This is a genomic window from Kribbella sp. HUAS MG21 (genome assembly GCF_040254265.1).
Classification (GTDB): domain Bacteria; phylum Actinomycetota; class Actinomycetes; order Propionibacteriales; family Kribbellaceae; genus Kribbella.
The window spans coordinates 629,650-644,137 of the sequence record NZ_CP158165.1 but is presented as its reverse complement, the minus strand read 5'-3'; the positions used below and the strand labels follow the sequence as shown (position 1 = coordinate 644,137).

17 protein-coding genes are annotated in these 14,488 nt (G+C 70.4%); 12 read left to right on the top strand and 5 right to left on the bottom strand.

From position 1 onward, the window contains the following. Positions 1–66 precede the first annotated feature (66 nt). Together ABN611_RS03085 and ABN611_RS03080 are read left to right on the top strand one after the other, a co-directional pair. Positions 67–321 (top strand): type II toxin-antitoxin system VapB family antitoxin, encoded by a 255-nt coding sequence (locus tag ABN611_RS03085; protein ID WP_350278216.1) that lies wholly within the window; start codon positions 67–69, stop codon positions 319–321. Then, on the top strand, positions 318–713 hold the full coding sequence (locus tag ABN611_RS03080; protein WP_350278215.1) for a type II toxin-antitoxin system VapC family toxin: 396 nt from the start codon (positions 318–320) through the stop codon (positions 711–713). Before ABN611_RS03085 ends, ABN611_RS03080 begins: the two co-directional genes overlap by 4 nt. Here the strand turns inward: ABN611_RS03080 and ABN611_RS03075 are convergent, their stop codons facing one another. Then, positions 714–1,454, bottom strand: coding sequence for a MerR family transcriptional regulator (locus tag ABN611_RS03075; RefSeq protein ID WP_350278214.1), 741 nt, complete (start codon positions 1,452–1,454; stop codon positions 714–716). It lies immediately after the preceding gene. Between the two features lie 86 nt (positions 1,455–1,540). Here ABN611_RS03075 and ABN611_RS03070 point away from each other — a divergent pair, with 86 nt between their 5' ends. Next, positions 1,541–3,364 carry a hypothetical protein gene (locus ABN611_RS03070; RefSeq protein ID WP_350278213.1) on the top strand — a complete coding sequence of 608 codons (1,824 nt, stop codon included), beginning with the start codon at positions 1,541–1,543 and terminating at the stop codon, positions 3,362–3,364. Continuing rightward, positions 3,361–4,353, top strand: coding sequence for an alpha/beta hydrolase (locus tag ABN611_RS03065; RefSeq protein WP_350278212.1), 993 nt, complete (start codon positions 3,361–3,363; stop codon positions 4,351–4,353). The genes ABN611_RS03070 and ABN611_RS03065 overlap by 4 nt, the downstream gene beginning before the upstream one ends. A 1-nt stretch (position 4,354) precedes the next feature. Here the strand turns inward: ABN611_RS03065 and ABN611_RS03060 are convergent, their stop codons facing one another. After that, positions 4,355–4,768 (bottom strand): CHRD domain-containing protein, encoded by a 414-nt coding sequence (locus ABN611_RS03060; RefSeq protein ID WP_350278211.1) that lies wholly within the window; start codon positions 4,766–4,768, stop codon positions 4,355–4,357. 135 nt (positions 4,769–4,903) lie between these two features. On the opposite strand from ABN611_RS03060, the gene ABN611_RS03055 reads away from it, so the two are divergent. Continuing rightward, complete coding sequence (locus ABN611_RS03055) at positions 4,904–6,052, top strand: CoA transferase (protein ID WP_350278210.1); 1,149 nt, start codon at positions 4,904–4,906, stop codon at positions 6,050–6,052. A gap of 14 nt (positions 6,053–6,066) precedes the next feature. On the opposite strand, the gene ABN611_RS03050 is transcribed toward ABN611_RS03055, so the two are convergent. From ABN611_RS03050 to ABN611_RS03040, 3 genes are read right to left on the bottom strand one after another with little or no spacing between them, the layout of a single operon-like run. Continuing rightward, positions 6,067–7,170: a LacI family DNA-binding transcriptional regulator gene (locus ABN611_RS03050; protein ID WP_350278209.1), complete on the bottom strand. Its 1,104-nt coding sequence runs from the start codon at positions 7,168–7,170 to the stop codon at positions 6,067–6,069. Between the two features lie 11 nt (positions 7,171–7,181). After that, positions 7,182–7,499, bottom strand: a complete 318-nt coding sequence (locus ABN611_RS03045; RefSeq protein WP_350278208.1) for a hypothetical protein — start codon at positions 7,497–7,499, stop codon at positions 7,182–7,184. Positions 7,500–7,503: 4 nt separating this feature from the next. Beyond that, a complete protein-coding gene (locus tag ABN611_RS03040; RefSeq protein ID WP_350278207.1) occupies positions 7,504–8,448 on the bottom strand; it encodes a DUF6772 family protein in 945 nt (314 codons plus the stop codon). 177 nt (positions 8,449–8,625) lie between these two features. Here ABN611_RS03040 and ABN611_RS03035 point away from each other — a divergent pair, with 177 nt between their 5' ends. Genes ABN611_RS03035 through ABN611_RS03005 form a run of 7 tightly spaced genes read left to right on the top strand, consistent with a single transcriptional unit; the run spans position 8,626 to position 14,483 of the window. Then, positions 8,626–9,300: a helix-turn-helix domain-containing protein gene (locus ABN611_RS03035; RefSeq protein ID WP_350278206.1), complete on the top strand. Its 675-nt coding sequence runs from the start codon at positions 8,626–8,628 to the stop codon at positions 9,298–9,300. Then, a complete protein-coding gene (gene nikB / locus ABN611_RS03030) occupies positions 9,300–10,226 on the top strand; it encodes a nickel ABC transporter permease (protein ID WP_350278205.1) in 927 nt (308 codons plus the stop codon). The genes ABN611_RS03035 and nikB overlap by 1 nt, the downstream gene beginning before the upstream one ends. Before the next feature lie 2 nt (positions 10,227–10,228). Next, positions 10,229–11,110, top strand: coding sequence for an ABC transporter permease (locus tag ABN611_RS03025; protein ID WP_350278204.1), 882 nt, complete (start codon positions 10,229–10,231; stop codon positions 11,108–11,110). Beyond that, the gene (locus tag ABN611_RS03020; RefSeq protein WP_350278203.1) at positions 11,110–12,099 is read left to right on the top strand and encodes an ABC transporter ATP-binding protein; all 990 of its coding nucleotides are present in this window, start codon (positions 11,110–11,112) and stop codon (positions 12,097–12,099) included. Before ABN611_RS03025 ends, ABN611_RS03020 begins: the two co-directional genes overlap by 1 nt. Further along, on the top strand, positions 12,089–13,132 hold the full coding sequence (locus tag ABN611_RS03015) for an oligopeptide/dipeptide ABC transporter ATP-binding protein (protein WP_350278202.1): 1,044 nt from the start codon (positions 12,089–12,091) through the stop codon (positions 13,130–13,132). The genes ABN611_RS03020 and ABN611_RS03015 overlap by 11 nt, the downstream gene beginning before the upstream one ends. Continuing rightward, complete coding sequence (locus ABN611_RS03010) at positions 13,129–13,725, top strand: histidine phosphatase family protein (RefSeq protein ID WP_350278201.1); 597 nt, start codon at positions 13,129–13,131, stop codon at positions 13,723–13,725. The genes ABN611_RS03015 and ABN611_RS03010 overlap by 4 nt, the downstream gene beginning before the upstream one ends. After that, a complete protein-coding gene (locus ABN611_RS03005) occupies positions 13,722–14,483 on the top strand; it encodes an endonuclease/exonuclease/phosphatase family protein (protein WP_350278200.1) in 762 nt (253 codons plus the stop codon). Before ABN611_RS03010 ends, ABN611_RS03005 begins: the two co-directional genes overlap by 4 nt. Positions 14,484–14,488 lie beyond the last annotated feature (5 nt).

Sequence of the window (14,488 nt, the reverse complement as noted above, 5' to 3'; positions counted from 1 at the left end):
TATCTCCGCCCTGAATCCCACTCAGGGAGGTAGAATGGAGGAGTCGACAGGGTAGAAGGGTGGACCATGAGTTTGAACATCAAGAACGAGGAGACGCACGGCCTCGTGCGTGAGCTGGCGCGCCTGACCGGCGAGTCCCAGACGGCGGCGGTGGACGCCGCGGTCCGGGAGCGCTTGGCCCGTATTCGGCGTCTGCGCGGCGCCGGACTCGCGGACCGGCTGCTCGCCATCGGGGCCGACGCCGCACACCGGATGTCTGACGACCTGCGCACCGCCGACCACGGGGACCTGCTGTACGACGAGAACGGGCTGCCGCGATGATCGTCGACACCTCCGCGCTGATCGCGATCCTGCGTGCCGAGCCGGATGCGGCGGACTTCGCGGAGGCGATCGAGGCGGCAACCACACGACGGATGTCGGCGGCCAACTTCCTCGAAGCCGCCGTCTTGATCGACAGCGCGCGGGATCCGGTGGTCAGCCGCCGCTTCGACGAGTTGTGCGCGGCCGCAGAGATCCGGATCGAGCCGGTCACCGAGCAGCAGGCCCGAACGGCCCGCGAGGCTTACCGCGACTTCGGCAAGGGCAGCGGTCACCCGGCGGGCCTCAACTTCGGTGACTGCTTCGCCTACGCGCTGGCGAAGGACGCCGGCGAACCCTTGCTGTTCAAGGGCAAGGACTTCATCCACACCGATCTGGTGTCGGCGCTGCCCTGATCAGCCGGTCGAGGGGAGGGTTTTGGGGTCGAGGCCGAGTTCCTCGTAGGCGACCTGTTCGATCTCGCGGGCCATGGCTTCGCGGAAGGCGGCGACCAGGGCCTGGCCGGCCAGCGGGATGATGCCTTCGAGGGTGCGCTGGATCTCCGGCCAGCCGTCGGCGGGCATGCCGGCCTTGGTGAAGTCGCGCCACACGGTCGAGCGGAAGAGTTCGACGTACGTCTTCGCGACCGCGTCGGCCTGGGCGAACAGCTTCGGGAGCATCTCGAAGATCGCCTGCATCGGGACGCCGAGCTTGATCACCTCGAGGCCGGTCCGGAGCAGGTCCGGGTTCGGGATCCGCAGGCGGCCGTCGTCGAGGCGCTCCGCGATCCCCAGCTCGACCAGCTGCTCGATGACCGCCGGGTCGTGCGGTACGCCGGCCCGCGCGGCCAGCTGCTGCTCGTCGAGCTCCTCGGGCTCCGACGGCGTCCACGGATTCACCAGCGTCTCGAAGACGCCCAGCGCCATCGCCCCGTCGGGCAGCTCGCTCATCATCCGCTCGACCGCGGCCAGCGTGTAGCCCTTGTCGAGCAGTTCGCGGACCAGCGTCAGCCGGGCCACGTGGTCGTGGCCGTAGTACCCCGTCCGGCCGACCAGGCGCGGCGGCGGGATCAGCCCGCGGCCTGCGTACGCGCGCACGTTCCGCACCGTCATCCCGACCTTGGCGGCGAGCTGGTCGACAGTGAGCTCCTCATCCACCCTTGACAGTCTTCCAGACTCCACGTTACATAGTAGATGTAACATGCCCAGTGGCGCATGACTTCTGTCTGAAGGAGACCGACTCCATGGCGATCCCGCTGGCGACCACCGGTACCGCGACGTTCGACCAGATCGCGATCGTCACCGGCCTCGTCTCGGTCCTGTACGCCGCACTCGCCGTGCTCCTGTGGCGGGAACGCACCGGGCGCGGCACGCTGGTAGGGAGGCTCGCGGACACCATCGGGAGACTGGACGGAGTCCCCCGATGGGCCGCGCTCACGCCGTACCTGCACGCGGTCTCGCTGCTCGCCTGCGCGTTCGGCGTCTGGTGGGACATCGCCGTGCACATCGGCCGCGGCCGCGACACCGGGCCGTTCGGGACGCCGGCGCACTACCCGATCTTCTTCGGCATCCTCGGCGTGATCGTCGCCGGTGTGCTGCCGATCGCGCTCGCGGGCAAGCCGCTGCCGGCGCGCACGATCAGGCTCACCCGCGGCTGGCGGATCCCGTGCAGCGCCGCGCTCGTCACGGTCTGCGGGACGTTCGCGCTGGTCGGCTTCCCGCTCGACGACGTCTGGCACCGGCTGTTCGGCGAGGACGTCACGCTCTGGGGCCCGACCCACCTGCTGATGATCGGCGGCGTGGTCTTCTCGATCTTCGCGCGGCTGCTGGCGATCGCCGAGGTCGAGCAGTTGATGGGCACGAACAAGCGCCGGCTCGCGCAGGAGATCGTCTCGGTCGGCGCGCTGCTGATCGCCTGGGACCTGTTCAGCACCGAGTTCAACTACGGCGTGCCGCAGTTCCCGCTGATCCTGCAGCCGGTGCTGATCGTGTTCGGTGCGGCGCTGGCGTTCACGATCCTGCGCGCCCGGCGCGGCCCGGGGACGACGTTCGCCGCGCTCGCCGTCTACCTGGTGATCCGCGGCGGGATCGCGTACGCGGTGGCCGAGCCGCTCGGCGAGATCGTCGGGCACTTCCCGCTGCTGATCGTCGAGGCAGTGCTGGTCGAGGCGGTGGCGCTTGCCCTCGGCAACAAGAACCGCTTCCGCCTGGGTGTGGTCTCGGGCGTGCTGATCGGCACCGTCGGCGTGGTCGCGGAGTACGCCTGGAGCCACGTCTGGATGCCGATCCCGTGGCCGTCGTCGATCCTGCCGTCGGCGATCGGGTACGGCGTGCTGGTCGGCGCCGGCGCCGGTCTGGTCGGGGCCTGGCTCGCCACCCGGTACGCCGAGGTGGCCGGCGAGCAGCGCGCGACCGGGATCAAGCACATCCGGTCGATCGCGGTCCGGCGTACCCATCAACTCGGCGCCGTCGGACTGGCGGCGGTGGTCGCGACGGTGTTCTTCTGCGTACCGCGGACCGCGGGCCCGGGCGTGTCGGGGGTCGTGTCGTTGGAGCGGATGGCCACGGGGGCCGAGCCGACGGCGTACGTCACGATCACGGTGTCGCCGGCCGACGCCGCCGAGGGCGCGCGCTGGTTCGAGGCGCTCGCCTGGCAGGGCGGCGGGCTGGTGTACCACCCGATGCAGAAGGTTGCCGAGGGCACGTACCAGTCGGCGGAACCGCTGCCGATGTACGGGAAGTGGAAGTCGATGGTCCGGCTGCACCAGGGGCAGCGGGACATGGTGGCGAGCTGGGTGTACGCGCCGGAGGACCCCGCGATCGAGAAGCCCGCGATCCAGGTGTCCGACGGGCAGACGGTGCAGTTCGTCAACGAGCAGGAGGTGCTGCGCCGCGAGGAGCGGACCGACGTGCCACGATGGATGTGGAACGCCGGGTACGCGTTGCTCGGTGTGGTCGGGCTGCTCGAGGTCGCCGGGATCGCCTGGCTGGTCGGGCGTGGCGCTCGCGGCGGGCGGCTGCGGGCGGCGCATCTGGCCGACGGTGTTCGGGAACGGGAGATTGCGTGACGATCCAGTTGGAGCGCACCGGGGTGACCACCCGGGACGGAGTACGGCTGAACGTCGAGGTGACCGGGCCGGCCGACGCGCCGGTGACGGTGCTGCTCGTGCACGGGTGGACGTGCTCGACCCGGTCCTGGCACAACCAGGTCGAGGGACTGCCGCAGGTGCTCGGGGCGGACGCCGTGCGGGTGGTCACGTACGACCACCGCGGGCACGGGCGCTCGGAGGCGGCGCCGGCCGGGTCGATGCGGATCGATCAGCTGGCCGAGGACCTCGTGACGGTGCTGGACGAGGTCGTCGGGGACGGGCCGGTGGTGTACGCCGGGCACTCGATGGGCGGGATGACGCTGATGGCGGCCGCCGATCAGTACCCGGACCTGTTCGGCTCGCGGATCCGGGCGGCGGCGCTGGTCAGCACGTCGTCGGGGCAGATCACCGCGGGCGCTCTCGGGCTGCCCAAGCGCTTCGAGCCGGCCGCGGCCGCGATCGCGCCGCGCGCGATGAACCTGGTCGGTGCGGGCGTCGACCGCCGTACGGCGCGCCGCGTCGCCGCGTCGACGGTGGGGCTCGCGGAGGAGGCGCTGGCAGCCGCCGAGCGGGCGAGCAGGGGAAGAGTTGTGGCCGGCAAGCTGAGCGCGCAGGTGCAGCGGTCCGGGTTGCGGCGGTTGGTGTTCGGGAAGCGGCCGGACCCCGCGGAGGTGGAGTTGTTCCTCGCGGATCTCGCGGTCGTGCCCGGTCCGTCGTACGGCGGGTTCTTCGAGGCGATCCTGCAGCACGACCTCGGGCACGCGCTGAAGATCCTCGACGAGTTGCCGGTGGAGATCATGCACGGCACCCGCGACCGGCTGCTGCCGCCGCGGCACGCGAACCGGATCGCCACGCAGTTGCCGAGCGCGCGCCTGTGGATCTACCCCGGCGCCGGGCACATGCTCATGCAGGAGCGGCCCAGGGACGTCACCCACCGGCTGGCGTCCCTGGCCCGCAAGGTGACCTGAGCTACTTCAGCTGCCCCCGGATCGCGCCCGCCGGGAACGTCGCGTTGTGGACGTTGACGTAGTACGCCTTCGGGTCCGCGGTGATCGCGGCGGCCAGTTCGGCGCTGATCGTCGTACAGCCCGAACCGGGGTTCGCCGCCACGGACAACGGGATGACGACCGGCCCGGCGACGTGCCGCGGGGCGAGGTGGACGTGCGCCGCGGTCGGCGTCTCGATGTCCTGCCAGCTCAGCGTCCAGCAGAACGACGTACCGTCGATCGTGTAGCTGAAGAACCCGTGGCCGTCCGGATCGGCGGCGGCCGCCTCCTGCTCCCCGTTCAGCGGAATGGCCGGTGCGGCGCTCGCGGCCGGCACCCCGAAGGCGGCGGCCGCGAGAACGGTCGCCGTGGCCGCGATGGTCGTGCGTACGGACATGATTCCTCCTGGTCCCTGGGGGCGCTCGGTCGTCCCCCTGGCCGGGACACGTCCGGACGCCGCGATCGGTTCGATCGGATTCCGGATGAGAATCGCGTCACGGCCCAGCGCGGCCCGCTCGCCTAGGGTGGCGGCGTGCAGAATCTGCTGTCGGACATCGTCGTCGTCGACCTCACCCGCGCGCTCGCCGGGCCGCACGCGGCGATGATGCTGGGCGATCTCGGCGCCCGGGTGATCAAGGTCGAGACCCCGGACGGCGGTGACGACAGCCGTGGCTGGGGGCCGCCGTTCGTCGAGGGCGAGTCGACGTACTACCTGTCCGCGAACCGGAACAAGGAGTCGGTGACCGCCGACCTCAAGTCGGCCGAGGGCAAGGAGTTCCTGACCAAGCTGGTCCGGCGCGCGGACATCCTGCTGGAGAACTTCCGGCCCGGCGTGCTCGACCGGCTCGGGTTCTCGACGGAACGGCTGCACGAGCTCAACCCCGGGCTGGTGATCCTGTCGATCACCGGCTTCGGCCACGACGGACCCGAGGGCGGCCGGGCCGGCTACGACCAGATCGCGCAGGGCGAGGGCGGTCTGATGAGCATCACCGGCGAGACCGAGCCGACCAAGGTCGGTGCCCCGATCGCCGACCTGCTGGCCGGGATGTACGGCGCGTACGGCGCGCTGGCCGCCCTGCACGAGCGGTCGGTGACGGGCAAGGGCCGGGTGGTGCGGACGAGCCTGCTGGCGTCGGTCGTCGGCGTGCATGCGTTCCACAGCACGAAGTGGACGGTCGCGCACGAGCTCCCGCGGCGCGTCGGGAACCACCACGCGCAGATCGCGCCGTACGGCCTGTTCCGGACCCGGGACGACATCGTGCAGGTCGCGGTCGGCAGCGAAGGGTTGTGGCGGCTGTTCGCGCCGATCGTCGGCCTGGATCCCGCCGACGACCGGTTCGCGTCGAACTCGGCCCGGGTCGCGCATCGCGACGACCTCACCGCCGCGATCGAGTCGGCGTTCGCCGCGGAGCCCGCCGACGTGTGGCTGGAACGCCTGGCGGAGAAGGGCATCCCGGCCGGCAAGGTCCGCGACTTCCAGCAGGTGTACGAGTGGGAGCAGACGCTCTCCCAGGGCCTGCTGATCGACGTCGACCATCCGACCCTCGGCCGCATCCAGCTCCCCGGCCCACCCCTCCGCTTCGACGACAACCCGCACGCCGGCGCACGCGCCGTCAACCTCCCCCCACCCCGCCTCGGCGAACACAACGACTCCGTCAGAGCCTGGCTGGACTCCGAGTAGCGATCGCCGGGCCATCACAATCTGGTCGTCGCCGGCTCCTCAGGCGGAGCACCGCTCGCGGCGGTCGATTGCGATGGCCTGGCGGTCGGGGCCGAGGCGCGGATCACGAGTTCGGGGCGGATCAGGGTTTTGCGGGGGCGTTCGGTGCCGGAGGACTTGAGACGTTGCATGAGAATGTCGACGGCTGTCGTACCTACCTCGGCGGCCGGTAGGCGGACCGTGGTGAGTGGGGTCTGGAGGTAGGCGGCGTACGGGTGGTCGCCGTACCCCGTGACCGCCACGTCGCCCGGGACGTCCAGCCCGCGCTCGGCGAGCAACCGGAGCAGACCGAGCGCGAAGTAGTCGTTGCCGGTGACGATCGCGTCGGGCAGGTCGAGTGTCTGCGCGAAGCGGTACGCCTCCTCCGGCTGCCAGGGCAGTGCGAGCGAGTCGTAGCGGCGGGTCGGCACCGTGCGGACCGCATCCTCCGGCACTTCGAGACCGGCGTCGGCCATCGCGCGGCGGAAGCCGGCGATCCGGTCGGCCGTGGTGGTGATCGGCAGGTCTTCCTCGAGCAGCAGCAGCCGCCGCGCGCCACCCGCGATCAGATGGCTGGTGGCCTCGTACGACCCGCGCTCGTAGTCGACCCCGACCATGTCGCAGTCGAGCTCGGGCACGTCACGGTTGACGAACACCAGCGGGATGCCGCTGTCGCGGACCCGGCGCCAGTGGTCCCACTCGGCCTGCACCGGGACGACCACCGCGCCGTCGACCGCGGACCGCAGCAACGCCTCGGTGGCGCGCTGCTCGTTCTCCACGCTCTCGTCGGTGACGAGCAGCAGCAACGAGTACCCCTGGGCGCGGACCCGGAGCTCGATGCTGCTGATCAGCTGCGCGTAGAACGGGTTCGACGGGTTGGTGATGACGAGGCCCAGCGTCATCGCGGAGCCGAGCACCAGCGACCGGGCCAGCGTGTTCGGGACGTACCCGATCCGCGCGGCCTCGGCCTGGACCGCGGCGCGCGTACTCGCGCTGACGCTGTCCTTGTCGCCGAGCGCGCGCGACACGGTGTTCACCGACAGCCCGAGCGCCGTCGCGATGTCCCGCAGCGTCGGCCGCGGTCGTGGGCCCTCCGTCATCCCAACCCCTCTTACGCCTTCACGGCCAGGTGGATCCGTACCTGCACCGAGCCTTCGACCCTAGCGCGAAGCCGGAGCCAGTGGCCGAACCCGGCGGCCGGCCAGCTGACGAGTTTGCCCGGCTCGACCACATGTTCGCGGTCGTCGAGGTCGCACCAGGTCAGCCCGTCGGGAGAGACCTGCGTGACGTACGTCGCCGTACCGTCGCCGCCGACGTGCTGCACGAACCAGCGTGCCTCACTCGCCCAGGCGACCTCGTACGGTTCGGTGGCGAAGCGGGTGTCGAACGTCGTGTCGCGTTCCAGTACCGCCGTCATGGACTGTCGCATGGGCCTACCAATCAACCGAGATCAGGACGGAGTCGAGGAAGAGGAAGTTGCGCACCGAGCTGTGGGTGCGCACCGAGAAGTAGAAGTTCAGCAGGTTCTCGAGCGTCTCGTAGCGTTCCTCGTACGGCGGGACCGGGACGTCGCGCATGTCCATCACGCGGTCGTTCACCTGCAGCTCGACGTTCTTGCGCTTGTCGGTGTCGATCAGCCAGCGCAGGTAGTGCCAGTTCACCTTGGTCGGGACCTCGTTGTAGCAGAGCTCCTGCGGCTCGCCGAACGGCTCCCAGTCCTCCGGGTTCGGCGCGGTGAAGTCGGCGGCGTACTCCAGTTTCACCTTGCCCTCGAAGTGCTCGCGGGGCGTCGGTTCCGGGACGGTCGGCGCCATCCACCGCCGGGTGAAGTGGTTGTCCATGTCGGTGTTCTGGTACCGCGCGACCGTGTGGTACCGCAGGCCGCCGTCGCCGCACAGGTCGGTGGCGACCGTGAACGCGCCGAACTGCGCCTCGGACGGGTGCGTGTTGCCGTCCCACTGGACGTCGCCGAAGCTGTCGAGCTCGGCGCTGCCGCCCAGCGTCGCCTCGGACTTGAAGGCGAAGTACGTCTCGAGCTGCACGAGGCCGCGGCCGCTCATCGTGAGCCGGCGGATCGCGACCGCGGTGTGGCCCTTGTACGGGCGGGTGGCGAGCTTGAGCGCGTACGTGCCGCTGAGCGCGCCGTGCGTACCGATGTCGAAGAAGTTGCAGGCCGACAGTTGCGGCGGCCGGAAGTCGCGCATGTGGTCGTCGACCGTGCTGAGGTCGCCGCGGCCGTTGTAGTTGCCGAGCAGTTCGGTCCAGCCGTGCGTGCCGCTGTCGAACTCGTCGAAGGCCAGGATGCGCGGCAGCGGCGAGAACTTCGACAGCTTCGGATCGGCGGACAGTAGCGCGGCGCGCACGTCGGATGTCGTCACGCAGTGCCTCCCAGGGAAGTTGGATGTGCGGTGAAGTTAACGTTCACGGGAATTGGCCGTCAACGGGCCGTTCCACCCTGAGCAACAGCGGTCTATTGACACTCAATTCACGCACTTCTACGGTGCATTAACGCTACCGTTAACGTTCACGGCGGCGCACTCTTCCTTGGAGGCACCATGCAGTCGTTGAGCCGTGCCCTCACCGTCCTGGCCGAGCTCAATCGGGAGGACCGCCCGTACGGCGTCACCGAGCTGGCCGGCACCGTCGGTCTGCACAAGAGCACCGTCCATCGCATCCTCGCGACCTTCTGCGCCCACGGCTTGGCGGCCCAGGTCGACGACCATCGCTACACCGCCCGCGACGGCCTCGCGGCCCTCCGCCACGCCCCCGAACGCCGATCCGGCCCGGAGCGCGCACTGATCGAGCTCGGGGACCGGCTCGGACGCCTGGTCGTGCTGGCGAAGCCGCTGCCGAAGTCGGCCGGGACGGTGCTGCAGGTCGCGGCGGTCGCTGGGGGTGCGGGCGGGTCGAATTCACCGGCTGGTGCAGTGCTCGTGCAGCCGGGCCACGCGGTCTCGCTGCGTCGCAGCGCCCTCGGCCGTGCTTACCTCTCCGCCCTGCCGGCCGACCAGGTAACGGGTACGCCCGACCTGCTCGACACGCTGCAGCGGATCCGCGTCTCCGGCTTCGCGCACAACGCGCGCCCGGTCGCCTCGCTGCCCCGGATGGTCGCCGTCCCGGTGCGCGCGAGCGACGGCAGCTGTGCGGGCGCACTCGGTGCGGAGCTGATCCAGCCGGGCTCCGTCGACGAGCTCCGGCGCGTGGTCTCCGTCCTGCGGAGCGGCGTCTGATGGGGGCGTACGTCGTACGGCGCTTGTTCTTCTCGCTTTTCGTCCTGTGGGGCGCGGTCACGATCATCTTCGTCGTACTGCGCCTCGTGCCCGGCGACCCGGCGTACATCATGCTCGGTCCCGACGCGGACCAGACCCAGGTGGCCGCGTTGCGCGAGCAGCTCGGGCTCGACCAGCCGTTGATCCAGCAGTACGCGACGTACCTGGCGAACGTCGTGCACCTGGACTTCGGGGAGTCGTTCCGGCTGAACGCGGACTCCATGAGCCTTGTCCTGCAACGGGTTCCGGCCACCATCCAGCTGGCGACGACCGCGCTGCTGCTGTCGCTGCTGATCGGGCTGCCGCTCGGGGTGATCGCGGCGCTGCGGGCGCACAGCTGGGTGGACCGGACGATCTCGGTGTTCTCGCTGATGGGCCAGTCGACGCCGTCGTTCTGGCTCGGGATCGTGCTGATCCTGGTGTTCGCGCGCGGGCTGAAGGTGCTGCCCAGCGCGGGATCCGGGACGTGGTCGCACCTGGTGCTGCCGACGATCACGCTGGCGTTGCCGTTCCTGGCGATCCTGGTGCGGCTGACCCGCAGCGGGCTGCTCGAGGTCGTGCACGAGGGGTACGTGCAGACCGCGCGGGCGAAGGGGCTCGGCGAGGGGATCGTGATCCTCGTACACGCGCTGCGGAACGCGCTGATCCCGATCGTGACCGTGGTCGGCCTGCAGTTCGGGGCGTTGCTCGGCGGCACCGTGATCGTCGAGACGGTGTTCGCCTGGCCGGGTGTCGGCCGGTTGCTGATCGACTCGATCGGGCGCCGCGACTACGGCGTCGTCCAGGCCTCGATCTTGCTGGTGGCAACGATCTTCGTGGTGATCAACCTGCTCGTGGACCTGCTCTACGGCTTCCTGGACCCGCGGGTCCGTCTGGCTGGTGACTGACCTTGACTGTCGAGCTTTCCGTACCGGCGCCGGTGGCCGCGCGCCGTCGTACCAGGGCCGGATCGGCGCGGATCAGATTCGGGTTCGCGGTGATCGCGGTGTACGTCGTCGCGGCGGCGATCGGGCCGTGGCTGGTGCGGTACGACGCGGTCGGCACGCGGACGGCGGACCGGTTGAAGCCGCCGTTCACGCGGTTGTCCGACGGGTCGTTCGCGATCTTCGGCACCGACCAGGTCGGGCAGGACCTGTTCGCGCAGATGTTGCAGGGGGCACGGATCTCGATCGCGGTCGGGCTCGCGACGCTGGTGCTGGCCGGGACCATTGGCGTCACCATCGGTCTCGCGGCCGGGTACTTCGGCGGCTGGCTGGACGGCGTCCTGATGCGGCTCGCGGACATCCAGCTGGCGTTCCCGTCGATCCTGCTGGCGATCTTCATCGCGGCGTTGCTCGGTCCCTCGGTGGTGAACGTGGTGATCGTGCTCGCGGTGGCGAACTGGGTGACGTTCGCCCGCGTCGCGCGCGGGCAGGCGCTGGCCACCCGGCGGCGCGAGTTCGTGGACGCGTCGCGGACGCTGGGCGCGGGGACGTGGCGGTTGGTCACGCGGTGCGTGCTGCCGGCCTGCATTGCGCCCGTGCTGGTGGTGGCGACCGTGGAGATCGGCCACGTGATCCTGGCCGAGGCCTCGCTGAGCTTCCTCGGCCTCGGGACGCCGGCCTCCACGCCGAGCTGGGGTGTGACGATCGCGAACGGCCGCAACTACCTGGCCGACGCGTGGTGGATCTCGACGATCCCGGGGATCGCGCTGGCGTTCCTGGTGATCTCGCTCGGAGTGCTCGGCGACGCGCTCCGGGACCGGTACGACCCGCGACTGAGGAGCATGTGATGGAGCCGCTGCTGAGTGTGCGGGACCTGCGCGTCGAGTTCGCCACCGCTGGTGGAGTGGTGAGCGCGGTCGACGGGGCGTCGTTCGAGGTCGGAGCCGGTGAGACGGTCGCGCTGCTGGGGGAGTCCGGCAGCGGCAAGTCCGTCACGGCGCAGGCGGTGCTGGGCATCGTGCCGAAGCCGGCCGGGCGGGTGTGCGGCGGATCGATCACGTACGACGGCCGCGACCTGCTGGCGCCCGGTGTCGCGAAAGGCCTGCGGGGCCGGGAGATCGCGATGGTCTTCCAGGATCCGTTGAGCTCGCTGAACCCGGTGTTCCGGGTCGGGACGCAGATCGCGGAGATGTTCCGCCGGCACCGCGGCGCGTCGCGTCGCGAGGCGCGGGCGGCGGCGCTGGAGCTGATGAAACGGGTCGGCATCCCGGCGGCGTCGAAGCGGCTGGACGACTACCCGCACCAGTTCTCGGGCGGGATGCGGCAGCGGGTGATGATCGCGATGGCGCTCGCGCTGTCGCCGCGGCTGCTGATCGCCGACGAGCCGACGACCGCGCTGGACGTCACGGTCCAGGCGCAGATCATGGACCTGCTCACGCGGCTGCAGTCCGAGGAAGGCATGTCGCTGGTCCTCATCACCCACGACCTCGGCGTGGTGGCCGACGTGGCCGACCGAGTCGTCCTGATGTACGCCGGGCGCGTCGTGGAGACCGGTCCCCTCCGCGAGGTCTACCAACACAGCGCCCATCCGTACACCTCCGGCCTCATGGCCTCCATCCCCACCCTCGAAGGCCCCCGCGACCGGCTCACCCCGATCAAGGGTTCACCACCCGACCTGCTGGCGCTCCCGTCAGGCTGCTCGTTCCGCCCACGCTGCCGGTACGCCGACGCACTCTGCGCCGACGTCGAACCCGCCCTCCGCGAACTCCCCGGCCGCACCCCCACCCACCTAGCCGCCTGCCACCACCCGGAAGGAGCCCTGGCCGATGCCCGCTGACAGTCCGTCCTCCGCCTCGCCCGCCGACACCCGCTCCGCGGCTCCGTTGTTGTCGGTGCGCGATCTGCACACCTCCTTCCCGATGCGGTCTGCTGTCCTCCGACGGACCGTCGGGCAGATTCAGGCGGTGGCCGGGGTGTCCTTCGACATTCCGGCGGGTGGATGTCTGGGGCTGGTGGGAGAGTCGGGATCGGGGAAGTCGACCGTCGCCCGGACGATCATCGGGCTGGAGAAGGCGCGGTCGGGGAGCATCGTGTTCGACGGCGAAGAACTGACCTCGTTGCCCAAGGCATCGATGCGGCGGGTGCGGCGGCAGTTGCAGATGATCTTCCAGGACCCGTACGCCTCGCTGAACCCGCGCGCGACCGTCGAACAGATCGTCGCCGAGGCGTGGCAGATCCACCCGGACGTCGTACCCCGCAACCGGCACCGCGCCGAGGTCCGCGAACTGCTCGAGCGCGTCGGCCTGAACCCGGACCACGCGCAGCGCTACCCGCACCAGTTCTCCGGCGGCCAGCGGCAGCGGATCGGGATCGCCCGCGCACTCGCCCTCCGTCCCAAGCTGGTGATCTGCGACGAAGCGGTCTCCGCGCTCGACGTCTCCGTCCAGGCGCAGGTGCTCAACCTCCTCGAGGACCTCCGCCGCGACCTCGGTCTCGCGTACCTGTTCATCGCCCACGACCTCTCCGTCGTCCGCCACATCTCGGACCAGGTCGCGGTGATGTACCTCGGCCGCGTCGTCGAGACCGCGCCGCAGGACGAGCTGTTCACCCGCCCGCTGCACCCGTACACCCAGGCCCTGCTGTCCGCCGTACCCGACCCGAATCCGTGGGACAAGCCGGCCCGCGAGCAGATCATCATCGGCGGCGACGTCCCGTCCCCGGCGGATCCGCCGTCCGGGTGCCGGTTCCGCACCCGGTGCTGGAAGGCCGAGGACCGGTGCGCGCACGACGTACCCGAGCTGACCACTCGCCTCGACCTGCACCCGGCTGCCTGCCACTTCGCCGCCGAGCTGACCGGAGCCGCCCGATGACGGAACTCTTCCTCCTTCGCCACGGCGAGTCCGTGTGGAACGCCGAGCACCGCTACCAAGGCCAGCAAGGCACCGGCCTGAGCGCGCGCGGCCGTCAGCAGGCCAAGGACGCGGCGGGGTACCTCCAGTCGTACGACTTCGACGAGATCGTCGCCAGCGACCTGCAACGGGTGACAGAGACCCTCCAGCCGTACGTCGACACGCTCGACCACCCGGCCGTACGCATCGACAAGCGCTGGCGCGAGATCGACGTCGGAACCTGGGGCGGCCGCACGTTCGCTGATGTCTACGCCGAAGAGGCAGACGTGGTGGATGCCTTCGCCCGAGGTGAAGACGTAGCGCGCGGCGGCGGCGAGACCTTCCGCCAACTCCGCGCCCGGGTGTGGGAAGCGATGCAGGAGATCACCCGAGGCGGCGTACGACGAGTACTGGTCGTGACCCACGGCGGGCCGATCCGGGTCGCGACCGCGGCCGCGCTGAACCTGCCGGCGGGCGCCGAGCTGGTGCTCGACCCGCCCGGCAACTGTTCGCTCACCACGCTGCGGCTCGACGGACTGACGACGTACAACGTGCCGACCGGGGTGGACCGATGACCTTCACGTTCGTGGCGATGACCTACAACCTGTGGGCCGACTTCCACCTCGACCAGCGGCGGGACGCGATCGCGAGCCTGTTCAGCACCCGCCCGCCGGACCTCCTCGCCGTACAGGAGCTCCGTCCCGTCACCCGCAAGCTCCTCGACGACGTCCTCCCCGACCACGACCGCGTCGACGGAACGGCCGGCTGGGAGACCCAGAGCAACCTGTGGTGGCACCGCGACCTCTTCACCTACGTCGAGCACGGCGCCGAGGACGTCGGCATCCTCTCGCCGGACGCGAACCTCTTCTGGGTCAGGCTCCGCACCCCCGACGGCCCCGAGCTGATCTTCAGTACGGCGCACCTCACCTGGCCCGGCCACCCGGACGAACGCACCGACCACGTCAACCGCCGGGTCAGCCAGGCCCGCGCGATCGCGGACACCCTCGAACGCCTGGCAGGCAAGGACACCTGTCTGTTCACCGTCGACATCAACGACATCGGCCCACCGCAGTGGGAACTCGGGAACGCCGGGTTCCTGGACAGTTTCACCGCTCTCGGCCGGCACTCCCCGGTGACCCATCCGGTCGTGCCGACGGTCGCCACCGGGCCGATCGGCACCCGGTTGTCACCGCTCGCCTCACCACCCAAGGCGATCGACTGGATCTTCGCCCGCGGCCCGCTCGCCGCCCGGTCCAGCGAGGTCGTCGACTTCTTCCACGACGGCCGCGCCCCCTCCGACCACTACCCGGTCGTCGCCACCTACACGCTCTGAGGAGA